The organism is Mesorhizobium yinganensis, assembly GCF_040081985.1.
Classification (GTDB): domain Bacteria; phylum Pseudomonadota; class Alphaproteobacteria; order Rhizobiales; family Rhizobiaceae; genus Kumtagia; species Kumtagia yinganensis.
Genome location: NZ_JBEBMH010000016.1, coordinates 77,410 through 93,796 on the forward strand (window position 1 = coordinate 77,410; position 16,387 = coordinate 93,796).

Here is a 16,387-nt window from a genome sequence, read left to right on the forward strand (position 1 = left end):
CACCGCCTTCGGCGGTCCCCCTCCCTCGCTTCGCAGGGGAGGAACAGCGACGGCGCTGCCGGCACGACCTGGATCCTCCCCCGTTCACGGGGGAGGGGGACCACGCGAAGCGTGGTGGAGGGGGCGCGGCTATCGCGGAGTCCCGCCCATGAGACGCGAGCCGCCCAAAACGCTGGCCGACTACACGCCGCTGGTGTTTCCCGGCCTGATGCTGATCGTCTTCTTCGTCATCCCGTTCTCGACGATGATTGCCGTCAGCTTCTTCCAGCGTGATCCCGCCGGCTTCTACAAGACGGCGTTCACCCTCGACAATTACGGCCGTTTCCTGTCGCTGTTCTTCGGCCGCGTGCTTGGGTTCTCGCTGCTGCTGTCGGTGCTGGTGTCGGTCTGCTGCGTCGTCATCGCTTTCCCGTTCACCTATCTGCTGACGAAACAATCGCGAAAAGTGCAGACGATATGGCTGGTCTGCCTGCTGTCGGTGCTGTCGCTGTCGGAAGTCATCATCGGCTTTTCGTGGTCGACGCTGTTCTCGCGCACCGCCGGCATCACGAACCTGTTCGGCTGGCTCGGCCTGATGAGTGCCCCCGTTGCGCTGTCGCCCTCCTTCGGCGCGGTGATGACGGCCATGGTCTATCAGGCGCTGCCCTACACGATCCTTGTGCTCTACCCCGCTCTGGTGCGGCTCGATCCGACGCTGCTGGAGGCGGCGCGCACGCTCGGCGCCTCGCCGGTGCGCGCCTTCTTCAACGTCGTCGTGCCGGCGCTGCGCAACACCATCGTCGCCACCATCATCATGGCCTTCATCTTCGCGCTCGGTTCCTATCTGCTGCCGCAGATTCTTGGCCGGCCACAGCACTGGACGCTGTCGGTGCTGATCACCGACCAGGCGATCTACCAGTCGAACATGCCCTTCGCGGCGGCTATGGCGGTGTTCCTGGTGCTGATCTCGCTCGGGCTGGTCGGCCTGACGCTTCTGGTCGGACGCAAGGAGAATGCGGGATGAGGGACAAAATGCTTCGCCGGCTGTATTTCTTCGCCGTCGCCTTCTTCCTGGCGCTGCCGCTGATGGTGGTCGCCGGCGTTTCGGTCAACCAGAAGCAGGACCTGACCTTCCCGCCGGTCGGTTTTTCGCTCGCCTGGTACGCGCAGATTTTCGCCGATCCGGCCTGGCGCTCGGCGCTGATCGCCTCACTGCTGCTCGCCGTCACCTCGGCGGCGATCGCGGTCGCCATCGCGCTGCCGCTGTCCTGGTTCCTGTGGCGGCGCATCGCGCCGTGGGCGAACATTTTCCAACTGCTCGGCGTCGCGCCTTTCGTGCTGCCGCCGGTAATCACCGCGCTCGGCCTGCTGACCTTCTGGGCCTCCAGCGGGCTCTATGGCCAGCCCTGGACGGCGGCGATCAGCCACGGCATCTTTTTCGTCACCCTGCCGCTGGTCACACTCTCCCTCGGCTTCGCGTCGATCGACCGCTCGCTGGTCGAGGCCGCCTCCACCATGGGCGCCGACGACCGCACGGTGCTGAAGACGGTGGTGCTGCCGCTGATCCTGCCCTATCTCGTCTCGGGTTATGCCTTCGCCTTCGTGCTGTCGCTCAATGAATACATCGTCGCCTACATGACTGTCGGCTTCACCGTCGAAACGCTGCCGATAAAAATCTTCAACGCGCTACGCTACGGCTATACGCCGACCATGGCGGCGGTCTCGGTGTTCTTCGTGGCGATCGCGGCTGTTGTGTTCGGGCTTATCGCACGCTTCGGCGACATCCGAAAACTGCTGGGTGCGATGTGATCCTGGCAGGGCGTTTCGTGCTATCGCCTCTCGCAGCGGTCCTGCGGTTCGGCTAAGGACGGCGCTCAAGTTCGAATGAGACTGTACCGATGCGCTTAGCCATCCTGCAAATGCAGGCGAAAGCCGGCGACGTCGCCGCAAACCTCGCCCGCATAGAACGCGCGGCGGAAGACGCGGCGGCGCAAGGCGCTGACCTGCTGGTGGCGCCGGAGCTTGCTGTCACCGGATACGGCGCGGGAGAAGCGATGACCAAGCTGGCTGAGCCGGCAAACGGCCCCACCGCCAAGCACTTGGCCGTCTTGTCGGCGCGCCTCGGTATCGCGCTCGCCGTCGGCTTCGCCGAGCGCGACGGCGATACGGTATGGAACAGCGCGTTCTATGTCGACGGCGAAGAGCCGCCCGTCATCTACCGCAAGGCGCATCTCTACGGCCCCTACGAGCGCGGCCTGTTTACGCCCGCCCCGCCCGGCGCCACGGTTTTCGAACATCGCGGCGTCAAGACCGGCATGCTGATCTGCTACGATGTCGAGTTCCCCGAAACCGTGCGCCGTCTCGCCCAGACCGGTGTGGCGCTGGTCATCGTGCCGACGGCGCTGCCAGTCAGCGACCATTCTGAACTTATCGCACGCAAGATGATCCCGGTCAGGGCCTTCGAGAACCAGGTTTTTGTCGCATACGCCAACCATTGCGGCGCCGACCCGCTGTTTTCGTTTGCCGGCCTGTCGGCGATAGCGGCGCCGGACGGTTCGCTGCTGGCAGAGGCCGACGCGACCGGCGAGGCGCTGCTGATCGCCGACATCGACCCGGCGAGGTTCGCCGCTTCGGCGGAGGCGAATACGTATCTGAGGGATTTGAGGGTGTAGAAGTTCTGCGACGGGGGCTGCTCAGAGCCTGGCTATGGCTCCGTTCTATTCAGGCGCTCAACTCCTTTGAAGCTCCAATCTCGCACCGCCCCGGCCCTCCGTTTTCGCTCAGGGCGTTCGTCCCTCGAAAAGCCAAATCGTTGGCTTTTCGTCCGCTTCGCGGACCGCTCCTCACCCAAACGCCCGCTTCTCGTCCATCAGCCCTAGCCGCCCGCGCCGCAGCCAGCGGGTGAGCAGCAGCGCCGCCACCACCACCAGCCCGACCGACAGGCCGATCCAGATGCCGTTGCCCTTCAGTCCCAACGGGAAGGCCAGGAGCACGCCGAGCGGCAAGCCGATGCCCCAATAGCCGATCGCCGCATAGATCATCGGGACTTTGGTGTCGTGCAGGCCGCGCAGCATGCCGGCGCCGACCGCCTGCGCGCCGTCGGCAATCTGGAACAGGCCGGCGAAGGCCAAAAAAGTCACCGCCAGCGCAATCACCTCGGCATTCTCCGGCGCGCCCATGTCGATGAAGGCGCTGATCAGAAAGTTCGGAACGGTGATCATGGTCAGCGCCATCAGCGCCATGAAGCCGACGCCGATCACATAGGCCGTCCAGCCGGCGCGGGCGATCCCATCCGGGTCGCGGGCACCGAAGGCGAGCCCCACCCGCACGGTCACCGCCTGGTTCAGGCCCAGCGGCACCATGAAGGAGATCGAGGCGATCTGGATGGCGATGGCGTGCGCGGCCAGCGATGCCGGCGAGATCAGCCCCATCAGAAGGGCTGCCGCATTGAAGATCGTCACCTCGAAGGCCAGAATGCCGGCAATGGGCAGGCCGAGCGCCAGCAATGCCTTGAAGCGCGGCCAGTCGGCACGCCAGAAGCGCCCGAACATCCTGTAGCGGCGGAATTTCTTCTCCAGCGCAACCACGCAGGCCAGGCCGACAAACATGAAGGCGCTCGCCAGCGACGTCGCCAGCCCGGCCCCGGCGACGCCCATCGCCGGCAGGCCGAGATGGCCGAACATCAGGCACCAAGCCAGCACGGCATTCAGCACCACCGCGATGAAGACGATGATGAGCGCCCATCCCGGCCGTTCCAGCGCCGAGATGAAGGAGCGCAGCACGATGTAGCCGTAGAACGGCAGCACCGCCCATTGCAGCCAGCGCACATAGGTGCCGGCCTGCGCCGCCAGTTCGGGTTCCTGGCCCATCCAGTTCAGGACGGCCTCGGCGTTCCACAGGAAGATCCAGATCGGGATCGAGATCAGCACGGCCAGCCACAGGCCCTGGCGCACGGTGCGGCGCACGTCGCGCACCGAGTGGCGCTTGCGGCCGAGTTCGGTGGCGATCATCGGCGAGGTCGCCAGCATCAGGCCGAGACCGAAGATCAGCGGCATGAAATAGAGGTTCGAGCCGAGCGCGCCGGCAGCCAGCGCCTGCGGTCCCAGCCGGCCCATCAGCATCACGTCGGTGGCGTTCATGGCCGTCTGGCCAAGATTGGTGAGGATCATCGGCCAGCCGAGCGCCAGCATCGCCTTGATCTCGCCGCGCCATGGATTTTCCGACGCTCGCACGCCGGCTTCGATCGCGGTCATTGTCGTCATCTTTCGGATCGCGGCGCGTCGGCGCTTTCTGCCGGAAGCCGCGGATTAGGCTCAGAATCCACCGGACTCCACGCTGCCGGAGCCTTTTGTCTCAAACCGTGGGGAATGGCAATAAGGGAGGTGCCCCGTTCGATTGAGCCAGGGAAGGAAGGGGGGCGATAGTGGCTGGGTTTTCCCTATCCTCCTTGCCAACCTTCACGCCACCAGAAGCGCGGTTGGAATACGACCAGAGATGCCCCGCGCCCGTCTATGCTAACCAGCGCCATGCGACATCATGCTGGCAGCCTGATCCGTCGACAAGACTCGCTTCGGGATGAAGTTGAACATTACATCGCTCTGATGCAGAATGATGACTTCTTTGCTTTCAGCTATTTTTACAAAATCATTCCAGCGGAACTTGAAATAGCCTCGCTCTGATTTGAACGCGATTTCCTCGTCCGACCAATCAATATGAATTTCGTCGTGAAGAGACTTCTGCTGCGCAAAGATGCGACGAACGCGCCACGGCAACAAAATATGGATCGATAATAGGATAGCACCAAGAGCTGTAAAAATAAGCAGCATCATGTATGCCCATTCAGCTATTCCAGCCACAAATCCTTCATTCCAAGCGGTATATATTGAAATTATCGTACAAACCGCGACAACCGATAAGCAGAGGCAAAAGAGTCTCCGACCTTTGAACGATACGAAAAAGTAAAGTCGGTTCGCCGCGATCAGATCATCGACGGTCGGACGAAACGAGACTGAGGCCATGGCGTGCTGACGAAGCTCCAATATGAATATTCGCCGACAGTCCCAAGCGAGTTGGAAGGCTATCCCATGCCTTCGATCACCCGCCTCTGCCGCTGCATTTCCAGAAAAATCCGATAATCCCGATCATATGCCGCCCGCAAAGACGGATCCGGCGACCGCTCGCGTTCGCGCGGCCGCATCGCCAGCGCCGCCGCCGCAAGCGTCTCAAACAGACCCGCACCGGTCGCCGCCGCCATCGCCGTACCGAACAGCACGCCCTCATCGAGCGCCGGTTCGACCAGCCGGCAGCCGGTGGCGTCGGCGTAGAGCTCCATCAGCAGCGGGTTTTTCGTGTGTCCGCCGGTGACGTGCAGCGTGTCGACCGGCTGGCCCGCCACACGCATCGCCTCGACGATCTGGCGCACACCGAGCGCGATACCAACGCAGGTGCGCCAGTAAAGCCGGCACAGCCCGTCGAAGGAGGCGTCGAGCGACAGGCCGGAAATGACGCCGAGTGCGGCGGGCTCGGCCAACGGCGACCGGTTGCCGTGGAAATCTGGCAAGACGTGCAGCCGCCTTCCAAAATCCTCGCCCTCGGCAGCACGCAGTTCGGCGACGCGCGCGGCGATCGCCCGATGCCGTTCGGCCGGCGGCTCGCCGCCCGCGCCATGTACCTTGACGATGTGGTCAAGCAGCGCACCGGTCGCCGACTGCCCGCCCTCGGTCATCCAGACGCCGGGCAAGGTCGGACCGGAATACGGACCCCAGAAGCCGGCCAACCTCAGCGGCTGGTGCTGCATGGCCATGACGCAGCTCGACGTTCCGGCGACCAGTATGGCGCGGCCCGCGCTCGCCTGCGCATCGAGCGCCCGCCACCCGAACACGCCGAGCGCGCCGGCGAAGGCGTCGACCATGCCGGCGGCGACGCGGCAGTTTTGCGGCAAGCCAAGGTCGGCAGCCGCCTGCACGGTTAGCGGCCCGAGATCGGCGCCGACCGGGCTAGGCCGGGCCGGCAGGCCGGCTTTGTCGAGCAGGTCGGGCACGCCGACCAGATCAAGGAAGTCCTGGCGCCATCCCTCCGCCTCATGCGCGAGGAAGGTCCATTTGCAGGTGGTCGTGCAGAGCGACCGTGCCGTCGAGCCGCTGGAGCGCCACGTCAGAAAGTCGGCGAGATCGAACAGCAGACCGGTTCTTTCCCATATCCCGGGCAGATGCCTTTTCAGCCACATCGCCTTGGGGATCTGCATTTCCGGCGACATGACGCCGCCGACGAATTTCAACACCGGATGACCGGTCGCCGTGCATTCCGCCGCCTCGGCCATGGCGCGGTGATCGAGCCAGGCGATGGTGTCGCGATCCGGTGCGTCGCCCACCGGCATCGGACGGCCGTCAGCGCCGCGCACCACCAGCGAGCAGGTGGCGTCGAAGGCGATCCCCACGATCTCTTCCGCCGCGATGCCGGACGCACGTTTTGCTTGACGGACGGCGGCGCACACCGCCAGCCAGATGTCTTCCGAGGAATGCTCCGCGCGACCCGGAGCGGGCTCATGCAGAGTGACGGGATGTTCGCCGCGCCCCAATAGGACGCCGCCCGCGTCGAAAATACCCGCCCGCGCGCTCCTCGTCCCGACATCGACCGCGCAGACCCATTTTGGCATCAGGCGGCGTGCCTTTGCCGTTCGGTGCTTGACGGCGTGGTCAGTCGACGACATCGCCAGGCTGGAACACCCCTCATCCGACCTCGCTTCGCTCGGCCACCTTCTCCCACAAGGGGAGAAGGTGGCGCCATGCACTTTCGCCTCTACCAATCTCCAGCGTCGAAGGTTTGCGGAGACCTATACGCGAAACTCCCCCTTCTCCCCTTGTGGGAGAAGGTGCCGAGCGCAGCGAGGCGGATGAGGGGTGTTCCAGCTTGGCGATATCTGCACAAACCGTAGGTCGAAACGGATGGGGGTCGTTCCAGCCGGACGCCGGCCTCCCCTCGATAGCGGAATGGACTACGACAATCTCTCTGTTTGGCCCCGCTCGGAACGTACAATTCACCCACATCACTTAGCCGGCTCTCGTTTGCGATCCGAGACCGGTGACAAGCTCCGGCAGCAGCGCCATGTCGTCAAAAATCAGATCCGGCCCGAGCGCACCCAGCGACGCCTCCAGCCCCGCCTTGCCGGCGTGCGAACCGCCGGTGAAGGCGAAGACGCGCATGCCGGCGGCCTTGGCGGCGGTGACCCCGGCCGGGCTGTCCTCGACGACGATGCAGGCAGCGGGCGGCGCGCCCATGTCGCGGGCCGCATGCAGGAACAGGTCGGGGGCCGGCTTGCCTCTCTCCACCATGGTCGCACTGTATATGTTCGGCTCCAGCAATTCCAGAAGCCCGGTCGTGGCCAGCGAAAACCGGATGCGTTCCGGCGTGCCCGACGAAGCGACGCAGACAGGCACGGCGAGCCGGTCCAGCGCATCCCTGATACCGGGCATGGCCTGCAGTTCTTCCGCGTAGCGGCGCCGCATCTCGCTGCGCGCAAGCGCCAGATGGTCCTCGGTGACGGCGAAGCCGAAATCGCTCAACAGAATCTCACGGACGCTTGCCATCGACATGCCGAGAAAGCGGAGATAGGCGGTCTCCTCGGTCATGACCCCACCGGCCCCGGTGACTACCCCCACCAGCACCGAAATGGAGATCGGCTCGCTATCGACCAGTACGCCGTCGCAGTCGAAAATGATCAGCTTGGGCTTCATGCCGGTTTGGACTGTTCCCGCGCCACGCGCCGCGCGCAAAACGTGATAAAGGCTGGCCAGCTTTCAAGAGAGGCACAAAGAAGGACGACCGGCCTGCGGCGCGCGGCGACCATCGCTACCCCTTGAGAAAAGCAAATTTGGACGTCAGTTGCCCCGTCCTGATCAGTTCGTTCACGTCGTATTGCGTGATGCGCCCGTCGGCCACGCCTACGGCCAAACGTTCGCAAAACACCTTGGCGAGTCCCGCCCGCGGCACGCTCATGTAAGTCATCGCATGAGCCTTGAACTTGGCGTTCGCTGCCTCGACCTGTCGCATGCAACTGGCCATCATCCTTTCGGGATCGTTCTTCAAATCCTCCTGGAGCGAAGAGCATCCGCAAAGCGTCGCGAATACTGCAATCAGGACAAGGCCCTTCGAGTTCATCCCCAACCCCCCTCAGCCGGCAGAGGCGATACCTGGCCAGCAACGATGACCCCCCATACCTAGTCGCGAAATTGTACCGCCGTCCATGGGCCCGCCAGGGTTGTGGACAGGTTCTCACACCGTCTTCAGCATGCCGCCGTCGACGTGATAGGTCGCGCCGACCGAATAACTCGCTCGTTCCGAGCACAGGAACACGAAGAAGTCAGCCAGTTCCTCGACGGTGCCGAAGCGCTTGATCGGCGCGAATTCGTCGGCCACCGATTGCAAATAGCCCTGCCAGTCGCCGCCCGAGCCCGCAGTCAGCTTCTTGGCCGTGTTCACCCAGTCGGGCGTGAGAATCAGGCCGGGATTGACCGTGTTGACGCGGATGTTGTCCTTGATCACCTCGTTGGCGAGGTTTTTCGAGAACATCAGAAGAGCGGCCTTGGTGACGTTGTAGATCGGCTCGTACCACAGCGGCTGCACGGCGCAGATCGACGCGTTGTGCAGGATCGCGCCGCCGCCGCGTTCCTTCATCATCGGCACGAAACCGCGCGCCAGCCGCACCGCGGCCATGACATGCAGTTCCCAATAGGCCTGCCATTTCTCATCCGGCGCCTCCATGATCGTCTCGTTCGATCCGGTGCCGGCGTTGTTCACCAGAATATCGGCGCCGCCGAAATTTTCCCGCGCCGCGGCGATGAACTCTTCCGCGCCCTCGACGGTCGCCACGTCGCACGGCACCGGTACGGCAGTGACGCCAAAAGTCTCGGCGATGCGACCGGCCTCGGCGGCCAGGCGTTCGGGCTGGCGCGCGGCAAGCAGCAGATGTGCGCCCTCGCGGGCGAACGCCTCTGCGACGCCCAGCCCGATCCCGATCGACCCGCCGGTGATCGCCGCAACCTTGTCCTTCAGTCCGAGATCCATCGAAACCCTCCCGCTTGTTCGGCCGGCGACGCTATGCGAGCCGCGCCGAAAGCGCTAGGCTCACGGGGAGGTAAGCGTCGCGTCAGCCGACATATCTTCTCAGCACCGCTTCCGTCCCGTCCGCCCACAGCGCCTTCAACGCCGCGGCGAATTCGCGCGAAAAAACCTCCGACCGTCCAACCGCGCCATAAATATCCTCCATCGCCAGCCAGACACCAGGATCGGCCGCCGCTGCCTTCGAGGCCGCCTGCAAGCGGTCCCAGTTCGGATCGTTGGGTTCGATGATTTTTCCACTGTCGGTCGTGCCAAAGCAGTAGCGGCACCACAGCGCCGATTCGAGCGCCAGCCCAGCCACGCCTTGCCCGGCCTTCAGCCGGTCGGCGATGGTCGGGATGATGAATTTCGGCTGCCGGTTGGAGCCGTCGAGGCACAACCGTCGCACCGTGTCGCCGATCTTCGGGTTGGAAAAGCGCTTGTCGATGAGCTGGAAATATTCTTCGAGCACGACGCCTGGCACCGGCGGCACGGTCGGGATGATTTCCTGCCGCTCCAGCTTGGCCAGGAAGCCGCGCACCAATGCATTCTCCATCGCCTCGTGGACGAAATGGATGTCCATCAGCCCCGCCGGATAAGCGATGGTCGCGTGGCCGCCATTCAGGATCCGGATCTTCATCAGTTCGAACGGCGACACGTCATCGACGAACTGCACGCCGGCTTTTTCCAAGGCAGGCCGGCCGAGCGGAAAATTGTCCTCCAGCACCCATTGCTTGAACGGCTCGCAGAACACCGGCCAGCCGTCCTCGACGCCGAAATCGCTCTTCGCAATGTCACGCTCTCGGTCGGTGGTTGCCGGCGTGATGCGGTCGACCATGCCGTTCGGGAAGGCGACATTTTTTTCGATCCACTGGGCAAAATCCGGATCGGACAGTTTTGCCAGCCCGCAAACGGCGTCTTTCGTGACGTGGCCGTTGTGGGGAATGTTGTCGCAGCACATGATGGTGAAGGGCTTCGTGTTTTCCGCCCTGCGCCGCTTCAACCCGGCAAGGATCAGGCCGAACACCGTCTTCGGGCTGTCGGGCGCCTTGGCATCCGCCGCGATGTCGGGATGCGCCGGATTGAAATGGCCTGTGGCGGCGTCGATGAAATAACCGCCTTCGGTAATGGTCAGCGAAACGATGCGGATCGCCGGATCGGCGAGCTTTGCGACGATCGCCGCCGTGTCGCCCGGAACCAGGAAATCGATCATGGCGCCGGTGACGCGCGCCTGCATGTGCCCCGCATCCTGCTCGACCACCGTGGTCAGCCAGTCCTGGGCCTTCAGGACGTCGCGTCCGCGCTTCTCGCCCTCGAACACGCCGGCGCCGACCAGCGCCCAGTCCAGGTCCAGCCCGGCATTGAACAGTTCGTCGAGATACACCGCCTGGTGCGAACGGTGGAAATTGCCGACGCCGAAATGCAGGATGCCGGCAGACAAGGCCGCGCGGTCATAGCCGGGCCGCGCTACCTTTGCCGGCAGTTTGTCGAGGCTGGCGAGGGAGAGTTTGGTGGTCATGACATCCATCCTTCTTCTCGTTCGGCGGCGTGCACCGTCCTTCCTTCCCCCTCGAGGAGAGGGTCGGCGCGTCGCGCCGGGGTGGGGTCCTGGCGGCAGAACTCCCACCTAACGTGTTGGCTGGCGTCGCGCTCCTCAAGGTAGAGCACTGCCGTGGCGACCCCACCCGGCCCTTCGGGCCACCCTCCCCGCAAGGGGAGGGAAAGATCAACTCATCCAGTTGCCGCCATCGACATTGTAGGTCTGGGCGACGATGTAGTCGGCTTCGGCGCTGGCGAGGAAGATGGCCATGCCGGTCAGGTCCGCCGGCGTCGCCATGCGGCCGTAGGGCACTGCTTCGCCGACCAGCTTCTTCTTCTCGCCCGGCTTGCGGTTCTCGTATTTGGCGAACAGCGCGTCGACGCCGTCCCAGTGCTCGCCGTCGACCACGCCGGGCGCGATGGCGTTGACGTTGATCTTGTGCTTGATCAGGTCGAGCCCGGTCGACTGGGTGATCGAGATCACCGCCGCCTTGGTCGAGCAGTAGACGGCGACCAGAGGCTCACCGCGCCGCCCGGCCTGGCTCGCCATGTTGATGATCTTGCCGCCCTTGCCCCGCGCGATCATCGAGCGTGCCGCCGCCTGCAGCGTGAACAGCGTGCCGAACACGTTGACCGCGTAGAGCTTTTCGTAGCTCGCCCTGGAAATCTCCATCGTCGGCGCCGCGTCGAACAGCGCCGCGTTGTTGATCAGGATGTCGATGCCGCCGGTGCGCTCGTCGACCGTCTTCACCGCCGCCTCGATCGAGTCCTGGTCGGTCACGTCGAGCTTTACCGCATAGGCGCCCTCGCCCAGCTCGTCGGCCGTCCGCGTCGCCGCCTCCAGATTGATGTCGCCGATGGCGACGCGCGCTCCTTCCTTTATGTAAGCTTCGGCGAACGCTTTGCCGATGCCCCGTGCCGCGCCGGTTATCAGCGCGGATTTGCCTCTTAATCTCATTGATTTACCCTTGCATTGCCGTTCCGTCGACGCCGAACTTGTGCAGCCTGGCGAGATCGGGGGTCAAGTAGAGGGTATCGCCGTGACCAAGGCCGATCGCGCCGTCGGCGCGGACGGTGAGCGGGCCGACGCCGTCGGCGTTGACATGCAGGAAGGTGTCGGAGCCGAGATGTTCGGCGACGCTTACCGTCGCCTTCCAGTCGCCGCTGGCCTTCGACACATTGAGGTGCTCCGGCCGTATGCCGATGGTCTTGGCGCCATAGCGCGCGGCCGGCGCGCCTTCGATCAGGTTCATCTTCGGCGAGCCGATGAAACCGGCGACGAACAGGTTCTTCGGCCTGTTGTAGAGCTCCATCGGCGAGCCCACCTGCTCGACATTGCCGGCGTTCAGCACCACGATCTTGTCGGCCATGGTCATCGCCTCGACCTGGTCGTGGGTGACGTAGATCATCGTGGTCTTCAACTGGTTGTGCAGTTCGCTGATCTCCAGGCGCATCGTGCCGCGCAGCGCCGCGTCGAGGTTGGACAGCGGCTCGTCGAAGAGGAAGGCGCTGGGCTGGCGCACGATGGCGCGGCCAATGGCGACACGCTGGCGCTGGCCGCCGGAAAGCTGGCCCGGCCGGCGCTCCAGATAATTGGTAAGGTTCAGCACGCGGGCCGCGTCCTTCACCTTGCGGTCGATCACGTCGGGCTGCTCACCGGCCATCTTCAGCGGAAAGGCGATATTCTTGGCCACCGTCATATGCGGGTAGAGCGCGTAGGACTGGAACACCATCGCCAGCTTGCGCTTGGCCGGCGCCTCGCCGGTGACGTCACGCCCGTCGATGTTGATCGTGCCTGAGGTGGTATCCTCCAGACCGGCGATCAGGCGCAGCAAGGTCGACTTGCCGCAGCCCGACGGCCCGACGAAGACCACGAACTCGCCATCCTCGATGTCGAGGTTGATGTTGGGGATGATGGTCGTCGCCCCGAAGGACTTGTTGACGTTCCTGAGAGCGATCTTGCCCATTTTTCTCCTCCTTTATCCCTCCCCCTTGAGGGGAGGGTGGACAGCCGCCGCAGGCGGTTGGCCGGGTGGGGTCGTTGATGCAGTGCTCGGCCGCCAGGACCCCACCCGGCTCGCTTCGCTCGCCACCCTCCCCTCAAGGGGGAGGGATTGGCGCCCCCACCTCTACTTCACCGCGCCGAAGGTCAGGCCGCGCACCAGCTGTTTCTGCGAAAACCAGCCCATGATCAGGATCGGCGCGATCGCCAGCGTCGAGGCCGCCGAAAGTTTTGCCCAGAACAGGCCCTGCGGGCTGGAGAACGAGCTGATGAAGGCGGTCAGCGGCGCTGCCTCCGTCGTGGTCAGCCGGATCGTCCAGAATGCCTCGTTCCAGGCGAGGATGATGTTGAGCAGCATGGTGGAGGCGATGCCCGGCACCGCCATCGGCGTCAGCACGTGGATGATCTCGTTCCACAGCGAGGCTCCGTCCATGCGCGCCGCCTCGAGAATCTCGCCCGGAATCTCGCGGAAATAGGTGTAGAGCATCCAGATCACGATCGGCAGGTTGATCAGCATCAGCATGACGGTCAGGCCGATGCGGCTGTCGAGCAGGCCGGTATCGCGGAAAATCAGGTAGATCGGAAACAGCACCGCCACCGCCGGCATCATCTTGGTGGAGAGCATCCACATCAAAATGTCCTTGGTGCGCCGGGTCGGCGAGAACGCCATCGACCATGCCGCCGGGATGGCGACGATGAGCGCCAGGATGGTCGAGCCGACCGACAGGATCACCGAGTTCAGGAAGAAGTGGAAATAGCCGCTCTGGGCCTCCACCTCCCTATAACTCTCCATCGTGCCCGACGGGATCAGGCTGAACCCCTGGATCGCCTCCTGCTCGGATTTGAACGAGGTGATGACCGTATAGAGGATCGGGAAGAAGATCAGCAGGGCGACGATCCAGGCGGCTGCCGTTGCGATCGTCTTGTGCCGGTTGGTTACCGCGCGCGCCATGATTTCCTCCTCACTTGTCCAGGTTCTTGCCGACCGCCCGCATGGCGAAGAAGGCGACGATGTTGGCGAGGATGACGGCGATGATGCCGCCGGCCGAGGCCTGGCCGATTTTGAACTCCAGCAGCGCCTTCTGGTAGACTAGGAAGGGCAGGTTGGTGGAGGCGTAGCCGGGGCCGCCATTGGTGGTGACGAGGATTTCCGCGTAGACGGCGAGCAGGAAGATCGTCTGGATCAGCACTACGACGGTGATCGCCCGCGAAAGATGCGGCAGGGTGAGATAGATGAAGCGGCTGACGAAGCCGGCGCCGTCCATCTCGGCGGCTTCCTTCTGCTCGCCGTCGAGCGACTGCAGCGAGGTCAGCAGGATCAGCGTCGCGAAAGGCAGCCATTGCCAGGCGACGATCAGGATGATCGAGAACAAAGGATAGTTGGCGAACCAGTCGATCGGCTGGAGCCCGAAGAAGCGGGCGATATCTGCAAACACGCCGTAGCCCGGATGCATGAGCATGTTCTTCCACACAAGCGCGGCGACCGGCGGCATGACGAAGAACGGCGAGATGACCAGGATGCGCACGATTCCCTGGCCCCACATCGGCTGGTCGAGCAGCAATGCCAGCAGGATGCCGCCGATGATGGTGATCAAAAGCACGCTGGCGACGATCAGCAGCGTGTTGAGGATCGCCCACAGGAAGGCCGGATTGCTGAAGAAGAGCTTGTAGTTCGCCAGGCCGATGAAGCCGTCGCGGATCGGGTTCAGCGGATTGTACTGCTGGAACGAGAACCACAGCGTGAAGGCCAGCGGCACGATCATCCAGACGAAGAGCAGGATGACGGAGGGCGCCAGCATGAAACGCGCGAGGGAACTGGTCTGCTTGGTAGCCATGGCGATGTCCCGTTCGTAGACGTTCTGACCTTGGACTATGCTGGCCCGGCCTTGCCGGGATGGCGCGGGCGCCGATCGACGGCGCCGATGATAAGGTTGGCCGCGGCGGCACCCACGGCCGGCCGGTTCCCGTTCTATACCGCCGGTGCATTTGTCACCGGTGCGGCATGGGTCCTAGGGTCTCCGCAGTCGCTCCGCTCCTGTTCCGCCCCAGGATGACGAAGGGATAGGCGTCGCCGCCAGTCTCCAACGCCGGCGATTTGCCACGAAGTCCCGCGCCTTCGTCATCCTAGGGCAAGCAGGAGCGGAGCGAGTGCGCGACCCTAGGACCCATGCCGTACCGGTGACGAATGCTCCCGCGGAGTAGAACTCACATCGGGCAGCGTGACGCTGTGCCTTCACCGGTGCGGACGCCAAGGATGCGTCCCCGAAATTCCCCCGGCGCAGCCTCTCCCCCGCGGTCGAGGGAGAGGCGCCGATCGAAGCACGCCCGCTGAGGGGCAGCGGGTGCTTCTGCCGGAGGAATCTTAAGGGCGGCCGCCCGGTTTTACCCGGACGGCCAAGGCACTGGGAGGCGCCTTATTGGATATAGCCGCCCTCGGTCATGGCCGCGGTCGCCGCGTCCTGAGCCTGCTTGAGGGCATCGTCCACGCTCATCTGGCCGGCGAGAGCCGCCGAGAAGAGCTGGCCGACGGTGGTGCCGAGACCCTGGAATTCGGGAATGGCGACGAACTGCACGCCGACATAAGGGACCGGCTTGACGGTCGGCTTGGTCGGATCGGCCGAGTTTATCGAGTCCAGCGTCATCTTGGCGAAGGGAGCGGCCTTCTGGTAATCCGCATTCTCATAGAGAGATGTGCGGGTTCCCGGAGGAACGTTGGCCCAGCCTTCCTTCTCGGCGACGAGCTTCAGATAGTCCTTGCCGGTAGCCCAGGCGACGAATTTTTCCGCCGCGTCGGCCTTCTGCGTGCCGGCCGGGATTGCCAGCGACCATGCCCACAGCCAGTTGCCGCGCTTGCCGAGGCCGGTGTCGGGCGCCAGCGCATAGCCGACCTTGTCGGCGACCTGAGAAGCCTTCGGGTCGGACACGAAGGAAGCCGCCACCGTGGCGTCGATCCACATGCCGCACTTGCCCTGCTGGAAGAGCGCGAGATTCTCGTTGAAGCCGTTGGACGAAGCGCCCTGCGGGCCGGCGTCCTTCATCAGCTTGACGTAGGTCTCAAGCGTGTTCTTCCATTCCGGCTGGTCGAACTGCGGCTTCCATTCCTCGTCGAACCAGCGCGCGCCGAACGAGTTCGACATGGCGGTCAGGAAGGCCATGTTCTCGCCCCAGCCGGCCTTGCCGCGCAAGCAGATGCCGTTGACGTCGGGGTTGTCGGCCTTGATCTTGCGCGCCGCCTCGCCGATGAAATCCCAGGTCGGGGCGTCGGGCATGGTCAGGCCGGATTTCTCGAACAGGTCCTTGCGATACATGATGAAGGACGACTCGCCGTAGAAGGGCGCGGCATAGAGCTTTCCATCTACCGACAAGCCGCCGGCAATCGCCGGAATGATGTCCTTGACGTCGTAATTGTCGCCAAGCTTGTCGAGCGGCAGCAGCCAGTTCTGCTTCGCCCAGATCGGCACTTCATAAGTGCCGATGGTCATCACGTCGTACTGGCCGCCCTTGGTGGCGATGTCGGTGGTGACGCGCTCGCGCAGCACATTCTCTTCCAGCGTCACCCACTTCAGTTCGATGTCGGGGTTTTTCGCGGTGAAGTCGTCGGTCAGCTTCTGCATGCGCACCATGTCGCCATTGTTGACGGTGGCGATGGTGATCGACTCGGCATGCGCGGCGAGAGCGAACAGGCTCGCGGACGCGCCCAGAATGAGCGTTCTCAAATTCATGTCGGTACTCCTCCCAATTCCCAAGGTGAGCATTTGCCTTGTTCTAGGG

Annotated in this window: 15 protein-coding genes; 3 read left to right on the top strand and 12 right to left on the bottom strand. The window is 64.0% G+C overall.

Annotation, left to right across the window (positions count from 1 at the left end):
- Positions 1 to 148 precede the first annotated feature (148 nt).
- From ABMA59_RS24390 to ABMA59_RS24400, 3 genes are all read left to right on the top strand, one after another.
- Entirely contained in the window at positions 149 to 1,003 is an 855-nt protein-coding gene (locus tag ABMA59_RS24390) for an ABC transporter permease (RefSeq protein WP_349008000.1), read from the top strand.
- Positions 1,000 to 1,788, top strand: coding sequence for an ABC transporter permease (locus ABMA59_RS24395; protein WP_349008001.1), 789 nt, complete (start codon positions 1,000 to 1,002; stop codon positions 1,786 to 1,788). The genes ABMA59_RS24390 and ABMA59_RS24395 overlap by 4 nt, the downstream gene beginning before the upstream one ends.
- Positions 1,789 to 1,877: 89 nt before the next feature.
- Positions 1,878 to 2,651, top strand: a complete 774-nt coding sequence (locus ABMA59_RS24400) for a carbon-nitrogen hydrolase family protein (protein ID WP_349008002.1) — start codon at positions 1,878 to 1,880, stop codon at positions 2,649 to 2,651.
- A gap of 171 nt (positions 2,652 to 2,822) precedes the next feature.
- Here ABMA59_RS24400 and ABMA59_RS24405 read toward each other — a convergent pair whose 3' ends face one another.
- From ABMA59_RS24405 to ABMA59_RS24460, 12 genes are all read right to left on the bottom strand, one after another.
- Positions 2,823 to 4,232, bottom strand: a complete 1,410-nt coding sequence (locus ABMA59_RS24405) for an MATE family efflux transporter (RefSeq protein ID WP_349008003.1) — start codon at positions 4,230 to 4,232, stop codon at positions 2,823 to 2,825.
- Between the two features lie 261 nt (positions 4,233 to 4,493).
- Positions 4,494 to 4,835, bottom strand: coding sequence for a YcxB family protein (locus tag ABMA59_RS24410; protein WP_349008004.1), 342 nt, complete (start codon positions 4,833 to 4,835; stop codon positions 4,494 to 4,496).
- 221 nt (positions 4,836 to 5,056) lie between these two features.
- Positions 5,057 to 6,634, bottom strand: a complete 1,578-nt coding sequence (locus ABMA59_RS24415) for an FGGY-family carbohydrate kinase (protein ID WP_349008005.1) — start codon at positions 6,632 to 6,634, stop codon at positions 5,057 to 5,059.
- A 394-nt stretch (positions 6,635 to 7,028) separates the two neighbouring features.
- Positions 7,029 to 7,712, bottom strand: a complete 684-nt coding sequence (locus tag ABMA59_RS24420) for an HAD family hydrolase (protein WP_349008006.1) — start codon at positions 7,710 to 7,712, stop codon at positions 7,029 to 7,031.
- 115 nt (positions 7,713 to 7,827) lie between these two features.
- Positions 7,828 to 8,136 (bottom strand): hypothetical protein, encoded by a 309-nt coding sequence (locus ABMA59_RS24425; RefSeq protein ID WP_349008007.1) that lies wholly within the window; start codon positions 8,134 to 8,136, stop codon positions 7,828 to 7,830.
- 114 nt (positions 8,137 to 8,250) lie between these two features.
- Complete coding sequence (locus ABMA59_RS24430) at positions 8,251 to 9,042, bottom strand: SDR family NAD(P)-dependent oxidoreductase (protein WP_349008008.1); 792 nt, start codon at positions 9,040 to 9,042, stop codon at positions 8,251 to 8,253.
- Positions 9,043 to 9,124: 82 nt separating this feature from the next.
- Entirely contained in the window at positions 9,125 to 10,594 is a 1,470-nt protein-coding gene (locus tag ABMA59_RS24435; protein ID WP_349008009.1) for a mannitol dehydrogenase family protein, read from the bottom strand.
- 207 nt (positions 10,595 to 10,801) lie between these two features.
- Positions 10,802 to 11,572, bottom strand: coding sequence for an L-iditol 2-dehydrogenase (locus ABMA59_RS24440; RefSeq protein WP_349008010.1), 771 nt, complete (start codon positions 11,570 to 11,572; stop codon positions 10,802 to 10,804).
- A 4-nt stretch (positions 11,573 to 11,576) separates the two neighbouring features.
- Positions 11,577 to 12,581 carry an ABC transporter ATP-binding protein gene (locus ABMA59_RS24445; protein ID WP_349008011.1) on the bottom strand — a complete coding sequence of 335 codons (1,005 nt, stop codon included), beginning with the start codon at positions 12,579 to 12,581 and terminating at the stop codon, positions 11,577 to 11,579.
- A 162-nt stretch (positions 12,582 to 12,743) separates the two neighbouring features.
- The gene (locus ABMA59_RS24450; RefSeq protein WP_349008012.1) at positions 12,744 to 13,568 is read right to left on the bottom strand and encodes a carbohydrate ABC transporter permease; all 825 of its coding nucleotides are present in this window, start codon (positions 13,566 to 13,568) and stop codon (positions 12,744 to 12,746) included.
- Positions 13,569 to 13,578: 10 nt separating this feature from the next.
- A complete protein-coding gene (locus tag ABMA59_RS24455) occupies positions 13,579 to 14,451 on the bottom strand; it encodes a carbohydrate ABC transporter permease (protein ID WP_349008013.1) in 873 nt (290 codons plus the stop codon).
- Between the two features lie 579 nt (positions 14,452 to 15,030).
- Complete coding sequence (locus ABMA59_RS24460; protein ID WP_349008014.1) at positions 15,031 to 16,338, bottom strand: ABC transporter substrate-binding protein; 1,308 nt, start codon at positions 16,336 to 16,338, stop codon at positions 15,031 to 15,033.
- Between the last annotated feature and the right edge of the window lie 49 nt (positions 16,339 to 16,387).

Excerpts from the sequence above, each read along its gene's own strand:
- ABMA59_RS24390 (WP_349008000.1), top strand. The coding sequence starts at position 149 with ATGAGACGCGAGCCGCCCAAAACGCTGGCCGACTACACGCCGCTGGTG.
- ABMA59_RS24395 (WP_349008001.1), top strand. The coding sequence starts at position 1,000 with ATGAGGGACAAAATGCTTCGCCGGCTGTATTTCTTCGCCGTCGCCTTC.
- ABMA59_RS24400 (WP_349008002.1), top strand. The coding sequence starts at position 1,878 with ATGCGCTTAGCCATCCTGCAAATGCAGGCGAAAGCCGGCGACGTCGCC.
- ABMA59_RS24405 (WP_349008003.1), bottom strand. The coding sequence starts at position 4,232 with ATGACCGCGATCGAAGCCGGCGTGCGAGCGTCGGAAAATCCATGGCGC.
- ABMA59_RS24415 (WP_349008005.1), bottom strand. The coding sequence starts at position 6,634 with ATGCCAAAATGGGTCTGCGCGGTCGATGTCGGGACGAGGAGCGCGCGG.
- ABMA59_RS24420 (WP_349008006.1), bottom strand. The coding sequence starts at position 7,712 with ATGAAGCCCAAGCTGATCATTTTCGACTGCGACGGCGTACTGGTCGAT.
- ABMA59_RS24425 (WP_349008007.1), bottom strand. The coding sequence starts at position 8,136 with ATGAACTCGAAGGGCCTTGTCCTGATTGCAGTATTCGCGACGCTTTGC.
- ABMA59_RS24430 (WP_349008008.1), bottom strand. The coding sequence starts at position 9,042 with ATGGATCTCGGACTGAAGGACAAGGTTGCGGCGATCACCGGCGGGTCG.
- ABMA59_RS24435 (WP_349008009.1), bottom strand. The coding sequence starts at position 10,594 with ATGACCACCAAACTCTCCCTCGCCAGCCTCGACAAACTGCCGGCAAAG.
- ABMA59_RS24440 (WP_349008010.1), bottom strand. The coding sequence starts at position 11,572 with ATGAGATTAAGAGGCAAATCCGCGCTGATAACCGGCGCGGCACGGGGC.
- ABMA59_RS24445 (WP_349008011.1), bottom strand. The coding sequence starts at position 12,581 with ATGGGCAAGATCGCTCTCAGGAACGTCAACAAGTCCTTCGGGGCGACG.
- ABMA59_RS24450 (WP_349008012.1), bottom strand. The coding sequence starts at position 13,568 with ATGGCGCGCGCGGTAACCAACCGGCACAAGACGATCGCAACGGCAGCC.
- ABMA59_RS24455 (WP_349008013.1), bottom strand. The coding sequence starts at position 14,451 with ATGGCTACCAAGCAGACCAGTTCCCTCGCGCGTTTCATGCTGGCGCCC.
- ABMA59_RS24460 (WP_349008014.1), bottom strand. The coding sequence starts at position 16,338 with ATGAATTTGAGAACGCTCATTCTGGGCGCGTCCGCGAGCCTGTTCGCT.